We start from the raw sequence: 15,475 nt of genomic DNA on the forward strand, positions 1-15,475 counted from the left end.
GCCTCACGGGCGGGTCTTTCACACCCACAGGTAGCGATAGGGAACAATAGACATAGTTCAGTTGCAGTTCAGTGCCGTGAGCCGACCCGCGCCAGTGGGTTGTTCCGGCCTTGATCCGGGACCGTGGATGCGGTCCGGGCGCGTGCGGAGGGAGCACCCGATGGCGGCGATGAAGCCCCGGACCGGAGACGGTCCACTGGAAGCAACCAAAGAGGGGCGCGGCATCGTCATGCGGGTACCGCTGGAAGGTGGCGGTCGTCTGGTGGTCGAGCTGACCCCCGATGAGGCCGCAGCCCTGGGCGACGAACTGAAGAACGTCACCAGCTAGTTCAGTCGCAGACGCTCCGATAGATGCCGAGCGTCTGCTCGGCGACCTGCATCCAGGAGAATTCCTCGATGCACCGCCGACGGCCGGCCTCCCCGAACGTGCGGGCCCGGTCGGGGTCGCGGACCAAGGCGTTGACCGCGACCGCGAGCCCCGTCTCAAACCTCACCGCATCGGCGGCGTCGTAGTGCACCAGGAGTCCGGTGATGCCGTCGCCGACCACCTCGGGGATGCCGCCGACGTCCGAGGCGACCACGGCGGTCCCGCAGGCCATGGCTTCGAGGTTGACGATGCCCAGCGGTTCGTAGACCGATGGGCAGACGAAAACTGTTGCCGTCGCGAGAATTTCGCGGATCTTCTCGGTCGGCAGCATCTCCTGGATCCAGTGCACCCCGGCACGCGTCGTGCTGAGCTCCTTCACTGCGGCCGCCACCTCGGCGGCGATCTCCGGGGTGTCGGGTGCGCCGGCACACAGCACCAGCTGCACGTCCGGGTCGAACCGGTGGGCTGCCGCGATCAGATGGCTGACGCCCTTCTGCCGCGTGATCCGCCCGACGAACGCCACGATCGGCCGGTCCGGATCGATCCCCAGGTCGGCCAGAGTCTGGCCCGCCTCCACCGGATACCAGTCGTCGGTGTCGATCCCGTTGCGCACTACGTGCACTCGCGCGGGGTCCAGCTGCGGGTAGGTGGCCAGGACGTCGGCCCGCATGCCCGCACTGACCGCGATGACGGCGTCGGCCGCTTCGATCGCCGTGCGTTCGACCCACGACGAGATGCGGTAGCCGCCGCCGAGCTGCTCGGCCTTCCACGGCCGTCTCGGTTCCAGCGAGTGTGCGGTCAGCACATGCGGGATGCCGTGCAGCAGCGCGGTGAGGTGTCCGGCCATCCCCGTATACCAGGTGTGCGAGTGCACCACCGTAGGTACGGCGGCCGGACCGGCGAAGGCGTTGTTGACCATCGCCAGGTCCGCCGACAGCGTCGTCAGGGCCGCGTTGGCCCCGGCGAGTAGCGGGTCGGGCTGGGCCACGAACGCATCTCTGCGGTGCACACCCATGCAGTGGACGTCGACGTCGCACAGCTTCGTCAGCTGCGCGACGAGTTCGGTCACGTGCACGCCCGCGCCGCCGTAGACCTCCGGCGGATACTCCCGAGTCATCATCGCCACCCGCATGTCGATGACGTTAACGCGTAACAGGTTCTCGCGTATGTCTGGCCGCTTCGGTTGGCGCCTATTAGGTTTGGTGCCATGAGGGAACAGCCGCAGGTGCTGGGAATCGTCTTGGCCGGCGGCGAGGGCAAACGGCTGTATCCGCTGACTGCGGACCGAGCCAAGCCCGCGGTACCGTTCGGCGGTGCCTACCGGCTCATCGACTTCGTGCTCTCCAACCTCGTCAACGCCCGTTACCTGCGGATTTGTGTTCTGACGCAATACAAGTCGCATTCCCTGGACCGGCACATCTCGCAGAACTGGCGGCTCTCGGGCCTGGCCGGTGAGTACATCACCCCGGTTCCGGCGCAGCAGCGGCTCGGGCCGCGGTGGTACACCGGCTCGGCCGACGCCATCTACCAGTCGATGAACCTCGTCTACGACGAAGACCCCGACTACATCGTGGTCTTCGGCGCCGATCACGTGTACCGCATGGACCCCGAGCAGATGGTGCGGTTCCACATCGAAAGCGGAGCGGGCGCGACGGTCGCCGGCATCCGGGTGCCGCGGGCCGAGGCGTCGGCATTCGGCTGCATCGACGCCGACGAGTCAGGCCGCATCCGCAGCTTCGTCGAGAAGCCGTCGGACCCGCCGGGCACTCCCGACGATCCGGAACAGACGTTCGTCTCCATGGGCAACTACGTGTTCACCACCAAGGCGCTCATCGACGCCATCCGCGTGGACGCCGAGAACCACGACTCCGATCACGACATGGGCGGCAACATCATTCCGCAGATGGTTGCCGACGGAATGGCCGCCGTCTACGACTTCAACGACAACGAGGTGCCCGGGGCCACCGAACGTGACCACGGCTACTGGCGCGATGTCGGAACACTCGACGCGTTCTACGACGCCCACATGGACCTCGTGTCGGTGCACCCGGTGTTCAACCTCTACAACCGGCGCTGGCCCATCCTCGGCGAATCGGAGCACCTGGCCCCGGCCAAGTTCGTCAACGGCGGCTCGGCGCAGGAATCGGTGGTCGGCGCGGGCAGCATCATTTCGGCTGCGTCCGTGCGCAACTCGGTGCTGTCGTCCAACGTAGTGATCGACGACGGCGCCATCGTCGAGGGCAGCGTGATCATGCCCGGCGCGCGGGTCGGTCGGGGAGCGGTGGTCCGGCACACGATCTTGGACAAGAACGTGGTCGTCGGACCCGGCGAGATGGTCGGTGTCGACCTGGAGAAGGACCGCGAACGCTTTTCGGTCAGCGCCGGCGGTGTAGTCGCAGTCGGTAAGGGCGTTTGGATTTAGCCGGCCGCGTCGCCGGCCTTGCGCCGCTTCCTGCGTCGGAGCAGCGTGACCGCCGCCCAGACCAGAGCCGCGAGCGCGACGACAACCAACACCGGCACCACGATGGCGATGATCACCAGCCCGACACTGGCCACGTCTTCCACAGTGCTCAACACGCGGGCCGCGAGGCCGCCGGTGGCCACGTTCGCGACGGGCCGCACCGTGGATTTGGTCAGGGAGACCACCAGCGCGGTGACGGCCCCGATCACGACGGGAATCCACTGTCCGGAACTGGTGAACGCGCCAGGGTCGGTGACGGCCGCGGTCTGCGCCGCGGTACCGGAGCCGAAGACGTGCCGCCTGACGTCGGCCGCACGAACGTCTGAATTGTGTCATTGATGCTGTCGCGAGTGGGCACTTTGTCGGCGACGATCTACCAGACGTACGGCAGCAAGCGGTAGCGCACCTTGTGGGTGTAGTCGATGTATCCGGGCAGCTCGGCGCGCAGCATCTTCTCCTCGTCGAAGATCCGGATCATCAGCGCCGGTGCGCTCGCGATCACCGGCACCAGTCCCCAGTAGGAGCCGAGCGCGAGCGGGGTCGCGAACATCATGATCAGCGCGCAGATGTACATGGGGTGCCGCACGATGCCGTACAGCCCGGTCGAGATCACGGGCTGTCCGGCCTCGACGGAGATACTCGCGCCCGCGAAGTTGTTCTGGATCACCACCCACTGGGCTGCCACCAGCGATACACCCACGACGGCGTTGCCCAGCACCACCACCGCCGTCGGCACGCTCGACCAGCCGAACCGCCAGTCCAGGGCGCTGACCACCCCGGTTGCGAACACCGACGTCAGGACCGCCCACATGACGAGCTTCTGTACGGGTCGGGTCTCGGCCTTCGGACCGCCGTGCATCCGCCGGGCCAGCGCCTCGGGGTGCTTCACCGCCAGGTACATGCTTGGACCCATGGTGGCGATCATGAACACCGCGATGAAAACCCAGGCCTGCCAGTAGTGGATGGTGCCGGCCGGTACACACAGCAACACGGCGAAGAAGATGATGCCCAGGACGGCCGACGCGAGCGCCTGCATGGCCAGTTTCATGGTTTCTCCTACCGTAGATCGCGGCGCCGGAAGGCCAAGGTGCCCACGATGATCAGAGCCGCATCCAGGACCAGCAGCCACACCAGGGGGATTGCGGTGAAGCCTCCGCTACCGACTCGCGGGACGTGGCTGAACGGATCGAGGTCCAACAGCCAGTGCGGTGAATTCGCCAGTGAGCCAAGCAGATACACCGCGATGAACCCAACCAGCACGCCCCATGCCGCCGGGGTGAACCGCGGCGCCGCGCCGAACAACACCGTCGTCACCGCCACCAGGAGCCACAGGGCGGGCAATTGCACGGCCGCAGAGCCCAATGCCAGCGGCAGCTTGCCGCCGATGTCGCCCGCTGCGGCGCCGTAGGTGAATCCGGCCAGTAGGCCTGACGTCAGCATCGCGGCGGTCGTCCCGGCCAGAGCGATGACCAGATAGCCTGTCAGCCAACGGGTTCGGCTCACCGCCCCGGCGAGCAGCGTCTCGGCGCGCTGGCCGCTCTCCTCCTGATGCGGCCGCAGCGCCAGCGAGACCGCGAATGCGGCGGCCACCATTCCCAGCATGTTGAAAGCGATCGAGATGAACGCCTGCTCCAGTGCGCCGGTGCCGCCGAGTCGGGTGATGATGTCGCGGGCCGAGCCGCTACCGCCCAGCTCGTCGCCGATACCGTGCACGACGCTGCCGACCAACAGTCCGTACAGCCCGAGTCCGATGGTCCACACCACTACCGAGCCGCGGCAGAGACGCCAGGCCAACCCCGTTGGCCCGCTGAGCAATCCGGTGGCCCGTGGCCGGCCGCGCCGTTCGGCGAACATCCCGGCGCCGACGTCGCGGGCACCCTGGAGCTGGTACGCCAGTACCACCAGGGCGGCGGTCAGCGTCAGATGCAGCGCCAGCACTCCGAACCGGTCACCGGCATACGGGCGCACCAACAGGGACCAGCCCAACGGCGATGCCCAGGAGAGCTCGCTGCCGCCGGCGTCGCCGACGGCACGCAGGGTGAACGCGGCGCCGAGTACTCCGAAGGCAATGCCGCGGGAGACGCGGGCGCTGGCGGAGAGTTGGGCGGCCACGGCGGCCACGGCGGTGAACACCAGCCCGGAAGCGGCCAGCGCGCAACTGAACGCCAGTGAACCCATAACGGGCACATCGGCTTTCAGTAGGCCGAGAAATCCGATGAGCCCGGTCAGCAGAGAGGCACCGCCGGTGATCAGCAGCGCGGCGGTCAGGCCGGCGTTGCGGCCGACGGCCGTCGATTCGATCAACTCGGTGCGTCCGGCCTCCTCGTCCGCGCGCGTGTGCCGGATCATCGTCAGGATGACGGCGACAGCGATCAGTACGTGGAACATGCCGGCTTTCCAGATGCCGGCGGAGCCGAGGCTGTCGTTGTAGATGTTGCCGTAGATCGCGCGCTGGGCCGGGCTGGCCATGATGCTCGCGACGAAACCGGCGCGCCCCGCTGCGGTGGGGTAGACGGCCGCGATGCTGCCGATGTACACCGTGGACAGCGGCAGGGACAGCAGCAGTACCCACAGCGGCAGCACGATGCGGTCGGTACGCAGGTAGAGACGAAGCAGCCCAAGAGTTCCGGCGAAGCTGGACGACCCCGCGGCAGCACGACCGGGCTGCGCCGGCCGCGCCAGGACGGCGGTCATGCCCGCACCTCCTCGGGTTCGCGGCGCGCACGACCTTGGTCGTGGTGGCCGTAGTGCCGCAGGAACAGATCCTCCAACGTCGGCGGTTGGCTCACCAGCGAGCGCACGCCGGCATCGCCGAGCGCTTTGATGACGGCGCCGAGGCTCTCGGATTCGACCCGGGCGGTGAGCATCCGACCGTCGAAGACGATGTCGGAAACCCCTGGCAGATGGTCGATCCGGCCCGGGTTGTTGATCATGTCGGCTTTGATCGTGGTGCTCGACAGGTGCCGCATCGAATCCAGCGTTCCGGTCTCGACGGTCCGGCCGGCACGGATGATCGTCACCCGCTGGCACAGCCGTTCGGTCTCGGCCAGGATGTGGCTCGACAGCAGGACGGTGGTACCGCGGTGGGCGGACTCGGCAACGCACTGCTGGAAGATGTTCTCCATCAACGGATCCAGGCCGCTGCTGGGTTCGTCGAGCAGCAGCAGGTCGGCGTTCGAGGCAAACGCGGAGATCAGCGAGACCTTCTGCCGGTTGCCTTTCGAGTACGTGCGGGTCTTCTTGGTGGGGTCCAGGTCGAATCGCTCGGTGAGTTCGGTGCGGCGTTTCTCGTCGATGCCGCCGCGCATGCGGGCCAACAGGTCGATGGTCTCACCGCCGGTCAGGGTTGGCCATAGCGTGACATCGCCTGGCACATAACCGATATGGCGATGCAGAGCCACAGAGTCGGTCCACGGATCGCCACCGAGCAGACGGACCATGCCGGAGTCCGCGCGGACGAGCCCGAGCAAGACGCGGATGGTCGTCGACTTTCCGGCGCCGTTGGGGCCCAGGAAGCCGTGGACCTCACCCCGTTGGACTCTCAGATTCAGCCCGTCGAGCGCCCGGACCGCGCCGAAGTTCTTGGTCAGGGTGTCGATTTCGATGGCGTCTGTAGCGGCGTTCACATTCACTCCTCGGTGGTGGTGACGATGGGGTTGCCTGATTCCTGTTGGGCCAGGAACGCCTCGTACATCGTCGAATCGGACATCAGGCCCTCGGTGTACAGCTCGAGAGCGGGCAACAGCATGTCCTGCGCGTAGTCGTGCAGCACCTTCCGGTAATCCGATGGGTTGTCGTGCAGCTGGATGTACGTCAGGAAGGCGCCGCCGCCGGTGAGTGCCAAGAATCGGGCGCGCGCCTTGGGGTCGTGGCTCGGCTTGATGGTGCCGGCGCGGACGCCCTCTTCCAGGTAGCCTTCGGTGTTGTCGATCATGTTCTGCCACAAAGACTTCGACAGTTCGCCGCCGGTCTGCAGGGCCTGCATCAGATAGGCCGTCATGGGCGCGAAGGATTCGATCTCGGCGAGCTGGGCGAACCACGCGCTCGGGCTGGCGTTCTGCATCGACTCGGTCTTGGCGATCCGGACCGTTTCGATGACATAGGCATCGCAGGCTTCGCGCAGCTTCTCTTTCGACCCGAAGTGATGGATCACCAATGCCGCGCTGACTCCGGCAGCCGCGGCGATGCTGCGGACGCTGGCCGAGAACCCGTGCTCGCCGAACTGTTCGATCGCGGCGTCGCGGATGCGGGCGACGGTGGTGAGGTCTTCGACTGAACGCATGTTCAGTACGCTAAACACGCGTTCAGCCTGGCGTCAAGGACCTGTTGCGTCAAAGGGGCGTAAAGATTTGGCGGCACGCGATGAGATCAGGTGCGCACGCCGTCGATCCTGCGGTGCGGGTCTCGGTTACTTGGGCTCTTGTGCCCTGAGTACAGGGTCGACGCGGGTCGGCGGAATTCGACTGTTGAGCCTGTAGTGACGGTGTTGGTTACTCGGCCTTTTGCGCCCTGAGTTCAGGGTCAACGCGGGGCGAGACGATCTCTAGTCGCGGACTGCGGCCAGCAACCCGTCGCCCAGCGGCACCAGGACCGGGGTCAGTCGCTCGTCCTCGGCGATGACGCGGGTGGCGTCGCGTACCGCGGTCACATCGCGATCGTTGGCGGTGGCGTCCCCGGCGCGACCGCCGAGCGCGGCCCGGTGCATGACGATAACGCCGCCCGGCCGCAGCAGGCGGACGCCCTCGGCGACGAATTGCGGCTGGTCGACGGGTTCACCGTCGACGAACACCAGGTCGTACGACTCGTCGGCCAGCCGGGTCAGGACTTCCTGCGCGCGGCCCACGATCAGCCGGGTCCGCGACGGTCCGACGCCCGCTGCGACGAACGCCTGCTTGGCCAGCCGCTGGTGCTCGGGCTCGATGTCGATGGTGGTCAGGACACCGTCGTCGCGCATGCCGGACAGCAGCCACAGTCCACTCACGCCGGCGCCCGTTCCGACCTCGACGACGGCCTTGGCCGATGCGATCTTGGCGAGCACGCTCAGCAGCGCGCCGACGGCCGGGGTGATCGGATTGGCTCCGCTCTCCTCTGCCCGCTCCCGGGCCGCCGCGGTGATCGGTTCCTCGGTGATGGACCGCTCGGCGTGCTCCACGATGGCCTCGGCCGTGCTGGGCTTGGGAGCGGCGGCCGGTGCAGCGGCGACCGGCTGGGTCGGCGCCGGAGCGGGGGCGGCCGGAGCCGACCCAGCCGGCGCAGGCTGGCCACTACCGGCCGAAACCGTCGGGTCATCGGTGCTGGACATGTCCGCAGCGTAACCAACGGCCGGCTGGCCGGCGCTCAGCACACGCTCAACACGGTGAGCTGACCTTCGGGTCGATTCGGCGGCTGCTCTGAAGGCCACTCCGGAGGCTGAGGGCTGATCCTGAGCGACGCCGCGCCACGCCCGGGACGCAACGTTAAGTTTTGGCGAACATTTATGGGGTATCCGCAGGTCATGGTCCTGGAATCCGGTTTCTCAGGAAAAGTTCAGTATGCTCATACATCAACCTCACCAGGGTGGGGAACCGTAATCGCCATGCACGCGAGTGTGAATGATCTGCAAGCTGATTCCGGCGTCCGGCAGTCGCCGGATATCCGCGGCATCGGGAATATCGGACTCCAGGTACCGGTTGGTCTGGATACGTCGTGTACCTACGACGAGGAACCCACCGAACTGGAGATTGCCACGACCACCATTACGGGAACTGGTCCGGCCCCGACGATGCTTGCCCCGACCCATATGTCCCACGTTCCGGTCGCCGAGGCCGAGTCGGACTGGGCTGAAGTCAGCGACGAGCTGACGGGCACTGCAGTGTTCGACGCCACCGGCGATGTGGCGTCCATGCCGTCATGGGACGAGCTGGTGCGCCAGCACGCCGACCGGGTGTACCGCCTGGCCTACCGCTTGTCGGGTAACCCGCAGGACGCCGAAGACCTCACCCAGGAGACCTTCATCCGGGTGTTCCGTTCGGTCCAGAACTACCAGCCCGGCACATTCGAGGGCTGGCTGCATCGCATCACCACCAACCTGTTCCTGGACATGGTCCGGCGCCGCACCCGGATCCGCATGGAGGCACTGCCCGAGGACTACGACCGGGTGCCCGCCGACGATCCGAACCCCGAGCAGGTGTACCACGACTCGCGGCTCGGACCGGATCTGCAGGCCGCGCTCGATTCGCTGCCCCCGGAGTTCCGCGCCGCCGTGGTGCTCTGCGACATCGAAGGTCTGTCGTACGAGGAGATCGGCGCGACGCTCGACGTCAAGCTGGGCACCGTGCGCAGTCGCATTCACCGTGGCCGGCAGGCGTTGCGGGAGTACCTGGCCAGCCACCCCGGTGACTACTCCGAGGCGGCCGCGGCGATCTCCGCCAAGTCCGCCTGAGCGTTGTGACGTATCCGTTCCAGGTTGTCGCGCTACATTCAGTAGTAACGGCAGCGCAGACGGAGGCGTGGCGCGGAGAGGAGGACGGTGATGGTCGACCGGGGACAGTTGTTCCGTCGTGCGTTCTCCTGGCTGCCCGCTCAGTTCGCCTCCCAGAGCGACGGGCCCGTCGGCCCGCGGCGCTTCGGCTCCACGGAACACCTGGCCATCGAGGCCATCGCCGCATTCGTCGACGGTGAACTGCAGATGGGTGCGCACTTGCGCGCCGCCCATCACCTGTCGCAGTGCCCGGATTGCGCCGCCGAGGTGGACGCTCAGGGGCAGGCCCGAAGCGCCTTGCGTGATTCGTGCCCGATCATCGCGCCGAATTCGTTGCTGGGTGCCTTGGCGAACATCCCCAACGACGCATCGACGCAGTTCGCGGATGTCCAGGCATCCGCAATCGAAGACCAGGACTTTGCCGACCGGCCGCCGCGGGAACGTCGCCGCCGCCGGTAGGGTTGAGTCTGAAATTTTGAGTAGCCGGCCCGCCCATCCAGGCGGCCAGTGCAGATAGAGCCAGCAGATGGGGAGTGGAACACCGGTGACGAATCAGGACATGTCCGGCGATCGCCCCCGTCTGGCACCGCGTCCGGTGACGCGCACCCCGGTGGACCCGGCGTCGCAGCGCGCGTTCGGCAGGCCCGACGGCTTCGCCGGTTCCTTCCTCGCCGAGGACCAGATCCGGAACCAGGGGGAGTACACCCCCACCAATCAGGCGCCCGATCCCGTGCTGGCGGAGGCCTTCGGGCGGCCGGGTGGTGCCGCCGACTCCCTGCAGCGGCACCCGGCCGACGCGGGTGCGCTGGAGGCCGAGAGCGCGGATGACGACGACGCCGTCGCGGACCCGTGGCGGGATCCGTCGGCCGCGCCGTCACTCGGGACTCCGGCACTGCCCACCCCGCCGCCGGTGACGGTCGCCGCTCCCGTCGGCAAGCTCGGCGTGCGCGACGTGCTGTTCGGCCGCAGGGTCTCCATGACCGCACTCGCGGTGCTGGCCCTGCTGGCGTTGGTGATCGGCCTGGTCGGTGGCGTCGTCGGCCGCAAGACCGCAGAGGTGGTGGAGGCCTTCACCACCTCCAAGGTCACCTTGAAGACCAGCGACAATGGTGACCTGCCGGCCGGCCGGTTTGCGAAAGTGGCTGCCGCCGTGGCGGATTCGGTGGTGACCATCGAAGCGATGGGTGACACCGACGGATCGCAGGGCTCCGGTGTGGTGGTCGACGGCCGTGGTTACGTCGTCACCAACAACCACGTCATCTCCGACGCCGCGAAGGATCCCGGCAAGTACCACATCTCCGTGGTGTTCAACGACGGCAAGCAGGTGCCGGCGAACCTTGTCGGTCGTGACCCCAAGACCGACCTGGCGGTGCTGAAGGTCGACAACGTCGACAATCTGGTCGTCGCGAAGTTCGGCGACGCGGACAAGGTCAAGGTCGGTGACGAGGTCATCGCGGCCGGCGCCCCACTGGGCCTGCGCAGCACCGTCACTCACGGCATCGTCAGCGCGCTGCATCGCCCCGTGCCGCTATCTGGCGAAGGGTCCGACACCGACACCGTCATCGACGGCATCCAGACCGACGCCTCGATCAACCACGGCAACTCCGGTGGTCCGCTCATCAACATGAATTCCGAGGTCATCGGGATCAACACGGCCGGGAAGTCGTTGTCCGACAGCGCCAGTGGTCTCGGCTTCGCCATCCCGGTGAACGAGGTCAAGGCCACGGTCCAGGTGCTGATCAAGGACGGCAAGATCTTCCACCCGACGCTGGGCCTGAACGCCAAGTCGGCCAGCGACAAGGTTGCCTCGGGCGCCCAGGTCGTCAACGTCGTCGGCGGCGGCCCCGCCGACAAGGGCGGCATCCTGGAGAACGACGTCGTCGTCAAGGTCGGTAACCGCAAGGTCGCCGATGCCGACGAGTTCGTGGTCGCGGTGCGGCAGTTGCAGATCGGTCAGCCGGCGCCCATCGAGGTGATCCGCGAAGGCCGGCACTTGACGCTCACCGTCGTTCCCAACGCAGACACCCCGGCCAGCTGATGTTCGGCAACATCGGATGGGGCGAGATGCTCGTGCTGGTCATCGCGGGCCTGGTGATCCTCGGCCCGGAGCGGCTACCCGGCGCCATCCGGTGGACGGCCGGCAGCCTCAAGCAGGTGCGCGATTACCTGAGCACCGCGACCGGCCAGCTGCGCCAGGACCTCGGGCCGGAATTCGAGGATCTGCGTCAACCGCTCAGTGAACTGCAGAAGCTGCGCGGGATGACGCCGCGGGCGGCGCTCACCAAGCATCTGCTGGACGGCGACGATTCGTTCATCACCGGAGCTTTCGACGCCGCGACACCGGATCAGACGAAGCCCCTGACCACGCCGGAGGTCAACGGCGTTCCGCCCACGCCGGGCGCTACGGCGCAGCCGCCGCGGCCGGGGCCGACACAGTTCGATCCTGACGCGACCTGACCGTCTATAGGTTCAGCGCCTCTAGCCGCGCCGGATCGCGGTACCGATCGGAGTGCTCGGCGATCTCCGCCGCCGGCGGCAGGATTTCGTCCGCGGCGACGTAGACGCCACCGGCGCGCAATGAGTCGTCGAGCATCAACCAGATCCAGCGGGTCAGGTCGGCGATTAGCGCGTCCTGGGTATCGCGCAGTGGCTGTTCGAGCCAGTGCCCCGCGGCGGTTTCGACCAGGCCGACGATGCCGTAGGACAATCGCTCCGCGTCGGCCGCCACATCGAATGCCGCCACATACATCTTCAGGACCGTGGTCAGCAGGTTGGCGATGGTGATCTTGATGTCGGCGAAGGCGTTGAAGCCCTCATCGATCGAGCATCGCTGCAGGTAGCGGTACAGATTCGGGTGCTGGGTCAGAAAGTGGACGTGCGCGCTCACGCCGGCCTTGATGATCTGCGCCATGCTGCCTTCGGGCCGCCACACCGGTGCGAGTTCGGCGGTGATCATCTGGCTGGTCCGGTGTGCGACCGAGTGTTGCAGGTCCGCCGCGTCGACGAAGTGCCGGTACAGCTTGGTACGGCTGACGCCGACGTGCGCGGCGATCTGTTCGGTCGAGGTCTGGGGCCCGTGTTGCTCGATCACGACGAGGGCAGCGTCGATGAACTCAGCGCGCCTGCGCTCGCGTTGGCCGGCCCAGCGACCGGTGGTGGCATTCGCCATGGCTCCTTGTTCTACCTCATGTACCTGGTCGGGAGTTGCCTGATGCATCCAATCAGTCGGAGTCTAGCTATCAAGTGGTACGTGTCGTACCATCTGATGATCGCGCCAGAGGGTGGCGCCTTCCCGTTCAAAGGGGAACGACGATGGACGCCGTATCCACATTTCGCCGCGTTGCTGGACTGCCCGTCGCTGATGCGTTGCTGACGCCCGCCGCCGACTACGGATTCTTCGGACCTGACTCCGTCACCTGGCGGGTGTGGAGCTACCCGACGTCGCTGCTGTTGGGCTTCGCTCGCGCCGTGACCATCGAGCACCTCGACCCCTACCTGGCGGCCGCGGTGGACGCCAGCGGCCAGGTGTATGCCCGTACCCGGCTGCGCTACGACCGCACCATGCAGTACTTCGCGCTGGTGGCCTTCGGCGATGCCGAGTCGGTGCTGGATGCCTCCGAGATCCTCGTCAAGATTCACAGCAAGGCCATCGGCACCGAGCCGATCAGCGGCAAGCAGTTCGACGCGAACGATCCGTATTCGCAGCTGTGGATCCACCTGACCGCGTGGCACTCGATCCTCTACACCTACGAAATGTTCGGGCCGGGCAAGCTGACCGATGCCGAGGAACTGCAGTATTGGGAAGAATGCGCGCGCGCCGCCGAATTCCAGACCATCAACCCGGACGACGTGCCGCGCACGCGTGCGGGCATCCAGCAGTACTTCGAGCAGTACCGGCCGCAGATGGCCAGCTCCGAGGTGGCGCAGAACATGATGAACTACCTTGTCGACCTCGGGTACCACATCCTGCCCGAGCGCGTCCCGAGCTGGATGCGGCGCGTGTTCAACTGGCCGATGCGCCGTGCCATCATCGCCACCATGCCGAAGTGGATGCGCGCCCTCGGCGGTATCCCGCAGAACTATTCCGATGACGTCATCGCCAAGCTGATCGCGCGGCCGTTCCTGCGGGCGGTTTCCGGCATCCCGCGCCTCGAGCTCGCGGTCCTGGACTTCACCACCCCGCATACCACGCCGATCGTCGGCCCGGCGCTGATGAAGATCCCGGCCCAGAACCCGGTCACCTACACCCCGGCTGAGGCTCGCAAGAAGTTCGGCCGGACCACGCCATTCGAGCAGTACCAGGCCCTGCTCGCCAAGCGGGAGCTGGGGCAGGGGCCCACGCCGTACGAGCACAACCACAACGACGCGCTGCTGGAATTCGAAGCGCACGCCGGCTGATTCCGGCCCATACCGACCACACCACCGGGAGAATTCAGGACATGACGGACACTGCGTACACGGCCCTGGTGGACCAGGCGCTGGATGACCTCGCCGAAGGTGAGAAGGCTTGGGCCGCAACCCCTCTGGTACGACGGCGCCAGATTCTCGACGACGTGCAGCAGCTGGCGGTGCGGCACGGCGCCGAGTGGGTCGAGGCCGCGGCCGGAATCAAACAGCTGAATCCGGAGTCGCCGCTCGTTGGTGAGGAATGGATTTCCGGGCCCTACCCGCTGGCGGCCGGGGCTGCCGCACTGTCGGCGAGCCTGGCCAAGTTGGAGGCTGGCCAGAGCCCGCTGAACGGCGCCGACTTCGGCACCGCCGCGGGCCGCACCACGGTGAAAGTGCTGCCGCTCAATATCTTCGACAAGCTGCTGCTGTCTGGGTTCAGTGCCGACGTCTGGCTGCAGCCGGGTGTCAGCCGGGACGAGGCACTGCGGACCGCTGGTCTGGCACAGCGGGATCCGGGCAAGACCAACGGCATCGGCGTCGTACTCGGTGCGGGCAACATCACGTCGATCGCCCCACTGGACACCGTGTACGAGCTGATCGCCCACAACAGGGTCGTGGCGCTCAAGCTCAACCCGGTCACCGATCCACTGCTGCCGGTGCTGACCAAGGTGCTGGCCCCGTTCATCGCGCTCGGTGCGGTGCGGATCCTCACCGGTGGCGCGGACGTCGGCACCTACCTGGTGCAGCACGACGCGGTGGACCACGTGCACATGACAGGCAGCGCCCTGACCCACGACGCCATTGTCTTCGGTGTCGGCGAAGAGGGGGCCCGACGCAAAGCCGCGGGCGAGCCGATCTTGCACAAGGACATCACCAGCGAGCTCGGCGGGGTGTCACCGACCATCGTCGTGCCCGGCAAGTGGAGCCGCGCAGACATCGAGTTCCAGGCCAACCACATCGCCACCCAGCGGCTGCACAACAACGGCTACAACTGCGTGGCGTCGCAGGTCGTCGTGCTGTCGTCGAAATGGGCGCAGCGCGACGAGTTCGTCGCAGCCCTGACCAAGGCGATTGCCGCGGCGCCCGACCGCGCGGCCTACTACCCGGGCTCCGATTCCCGGGTGGCCGGTGCCGAGGCGACCTACCCGCAGGCCCAGCGGCTCGGCGACCGCGTGCTGGTGGTGGATCCCGAAGACCGCACCGCATTGCTCAACACCGAGTACTTCTCGCCGGTGTACGGCGTCATCGACCTGGACAGCGCCGGCGTCGAGTTCGTCCGCGAGGCCACCCGCCTGGCCAACGAGGACTTCGTCGGCACCCTCGGTGTCAACATCGTCGCCGCGCCCGCCACCATCAAGGCCCTCGGCAAGGCCTTCGACGCCATGATTGAGGCGCTGCACTACGGCACGGTGGCGGTGAACGCTTGGACCGGCGTCGGCTACCTCACCCCGCACGCCACCTGGGGGGCCTTCCCCGGGCACACGCTGGCCGACGTGCAAAGCGGGATCGGTGTGGTGCACAACGGTTTCCTGCTCGAGAAGCCCGAGCGCACGGTGGTACGCGGGCCGTTCCGCCCGTCGCCGCGCTCGCTGATCGGCGGCGAACTGTCCATTTCGCCGAAGCCGCCGTGGTTCGTCAACAACCGGACGGCCGCGACCACCGGCCGGCTCCTCACCGCGTTCACCGGGAAGCCGAGCTGGGCCAAACTGCCGGCGATCTTCGCCTCCGCGCTGCGGGGCTGATCGACTTCCTCGGTCAAAAGCCCGGTCTGTGGTCATGCCCACGGACCGGGCTTTTT

General features: G+C 67.1%; 15 protein-coding genes and 1 pseudogene. 8 read left to right on the forward strand and 8 right to left on the reverse strand.

Annotated elements, in window-relative coordinates; translation table 11 throughout:
* The first annotated feature begins 160 nt into the window (after positions 1-160).
* Positions 161-328 carry a DUF3117 domain-containing protein gene (locus ACX12F_RS05765; protein ID WP_005059648.1) on the forward strand — a complete coding sequence of 56 codons (168 nt, stop codon included), beginning with the start codon at positions 161-163 and terminating at the stop codon, positions 326-328.
* Position 329: 1 nt separating this feature from the next.
* Here ACX12F_RS05765 and glgA read toward each other — a convergent pair whose 3' ends face one another.
* Entirely contained in the window at positions 330-1,499 is a 1,170-nt protein-coding gene (gene glgA, locus ACX12F_RS05770) for a glycogen synthase (protein ID WP_459368677.1), read from the reverse strand.
* 75 nt (positions 1,500-1,574) lie between these two features.
* Here glgA and glgC point away from each other — a divergent pair, with 75 nt between their 5' ends.
* The gene (gene glgC / locus ACX12F_RS05775) at positions 1,575-2,789 is read left to right on the forward strand and encodes a glucose-1-phosphate adenylyltransferase (RefSeq protein ID WP_459368678.1); all 1,215 of its coding nucleotides are present in this window, start codon (positions 1,575-1,577) and stop codon (positions 2,787-2,789) included.
* Here glgC and ACX12F_RS05780 read toward each other — a convergent pair.
* The 6 genes and pseudogenes from ACX12F_RS05780 to ACX12F_RS05805 all read right to left on the reverse strand — a co-directional run.
* Positions 2,786-3,201, reverse strand: a pseudogene (locus ACX12F_RS05780) (DUF4126 domain-containing protein); the annotation flags it as partial. The gene glgC and the pseudogene ACX12F_RS05780 sit on opposite strands and share 4 nt — an antisense overlap.
* On the reverse strand, positions 3,202-3,876 hold the full coding sequence (locus ACX12F_RS05785; protein ID WP_459368679.1) for a methyltransferase family protein: 675 nt from the start codon (positions 3,874-3,876) through the stop codon (positions 3,202-3,204).
* 8 nt (positions 3,877-3,884) lie between these two features.
* Positions 3,885-5,522: an ABC transporter permease gene (locus tag ACX12F_RS05790; protein WP_459368680.1), complete on the reverse strand. Its 1,638-nt coding sequence runs from the start codon at positions 5,520-5,522 to the stop codon at positions 3,885-3,887.
* Positions 5,519-6,460 carry an ABC transporter ATP-binding protein gene (locus tag ACX12F_RS05795; RefSeq protein WP_459368681.1) on the reverse strand — a complete coding sequence of 314 codons (942 nt, stop codon included), beginning with the start codon at positions 6,458-6,460 and terminating at the stop codon, positions 5,519-5,521. The genes ACX12F_RS05790 and ACX12F_RS05795 overlap by 4 nt, the downstream gene beginning before the upstream one ends.
* Positions 6,457-7,110 (reverse strand): TetR/AcrR family transcriptional regulator, encoded by a 654-nt coding sequence (locus ACX12F_RS05800; RefSeq protein WP_459368682.1) that lies wholly within the window; start codon positions 7,108-7,110, stop codon positions 6,457-6,459. Before ACX12F_RS05800 ends, ACX12F_RS05795 begins: the two co-directional genes overlap by 4 nt.
* Before the next feature lie 261 nt (positions 7,111-7,371).
* Positions 7,372-8,130, reverse strand: coding sequence for an O-methyltransferase (locus tag ACX12F_RS05805; protein WP_459368683.1), 759 nt, complete (start codon positions 8,128-8,130; stop codon positions 7,372-7,374).
* A gap of 459 nt (positions 8,131-8,589) precedes the next feature.
* On the opposite strand from ACX12F_RS05805, the gene sigE reads away from it, so the two are divergent.
* The 4 genes from sigE (at position 8,590) to tatB (ending at position 11,745) form a co-directional block, all read left to right on the forward strand.
* Positions 8,590-9,249, forward strand: a complete 660-nt coding sequence (gene sigE, locus ACX12F_RS05810) for an RNA polymerase sigma factor SigE (protein ID WP_459370250.1) — start codon at positions 8,590-8,592, stop codon at positions 9,247-9,249.
* A 90-nt stretch (positions 9,250-9,339) separates the two neighbouring features.
* A complete protein-coding gene (gene rseA / locus ACX12F_RS05815; RefSeq protein WP_459368684.1) occupies positions 9,340-9,747 on the forward strand; it encodes an anti-sigma E factor RseA in 408 nt (135 codons plus the stop codon).
* An 85-nt stretch (positions 9,748-9,832) separates the two neighbouring features.
* A complete protein-coding gene (gene htrA, locus ACX12F_RS05820; protein WP_459368685.1) occupies positions 9,833-11,326 on the forward strand; it encodes a serine protease HtrA in 1,494 nt (497 codons plus the stop codon).
* Positions 11,326-11,745 (forward strand): Sec-independent protein translocase protein TatB, encoded by a 420-nt coding sequence (gene tatB, locus ACX12F_RS05825; protein WP_459368686.1) that lies wholly within the window; start codon positions 11,326-11,328, stop codon positions 11,743-11,745. Before htrA ends, tatB begins: the two co-directional genes overlap by 1 nt.
* A gap of 4 nt (positions 11,746-11,749) precedes the next feature.
* Here tatB and ACX12F_RS05830 read toward each other — a convergent pair whose 3' ends face one another.
* A complete protein-coding gene (locus tag ACX12F_RS05830; protein WP_459368687.1) occupies positions 11,750-12,457 on the reverse strand; it encodes a TetR/AcrR family transcriptional regulator in 708 nt (235 codons plus the stop codon).
* 143 nt (positions 12,458-12,600) lie between these two features.
* Between ACX12F_RS05830 and ACX12F_RS05835 the strand changes: the two genes are divergently transcribed.
* Positions 12,601-13,686, forward strand: a complete 1,086-nt coding sequence (locus tag ACX12F_RS05835) for an oxygenase MpaB family protein (RefSeq protein ID WP_459368688.1) — start codon at positions 12,601-12,603, stop codon at positions 13,684-13,686.
* Between the two features lie 41 nt (positions 13,687-13,727).
* Positions 13,728-15,419, forward strand: a complete 1,692-nt coding sequence (locus ACX12F_RS05840) for an aldehyde dehydrogenase family protein (protein WP_459368689.1) — start codon at positions 13,728-13,730, stop codon at positions 15,417-15,419.
* Positions 15,420-15,475 lie beyond the last annotated feature (56 nt).

It is taken from the genome of Mycolicibacterium sp. HS_4_1, assembly GCF_054515875.1.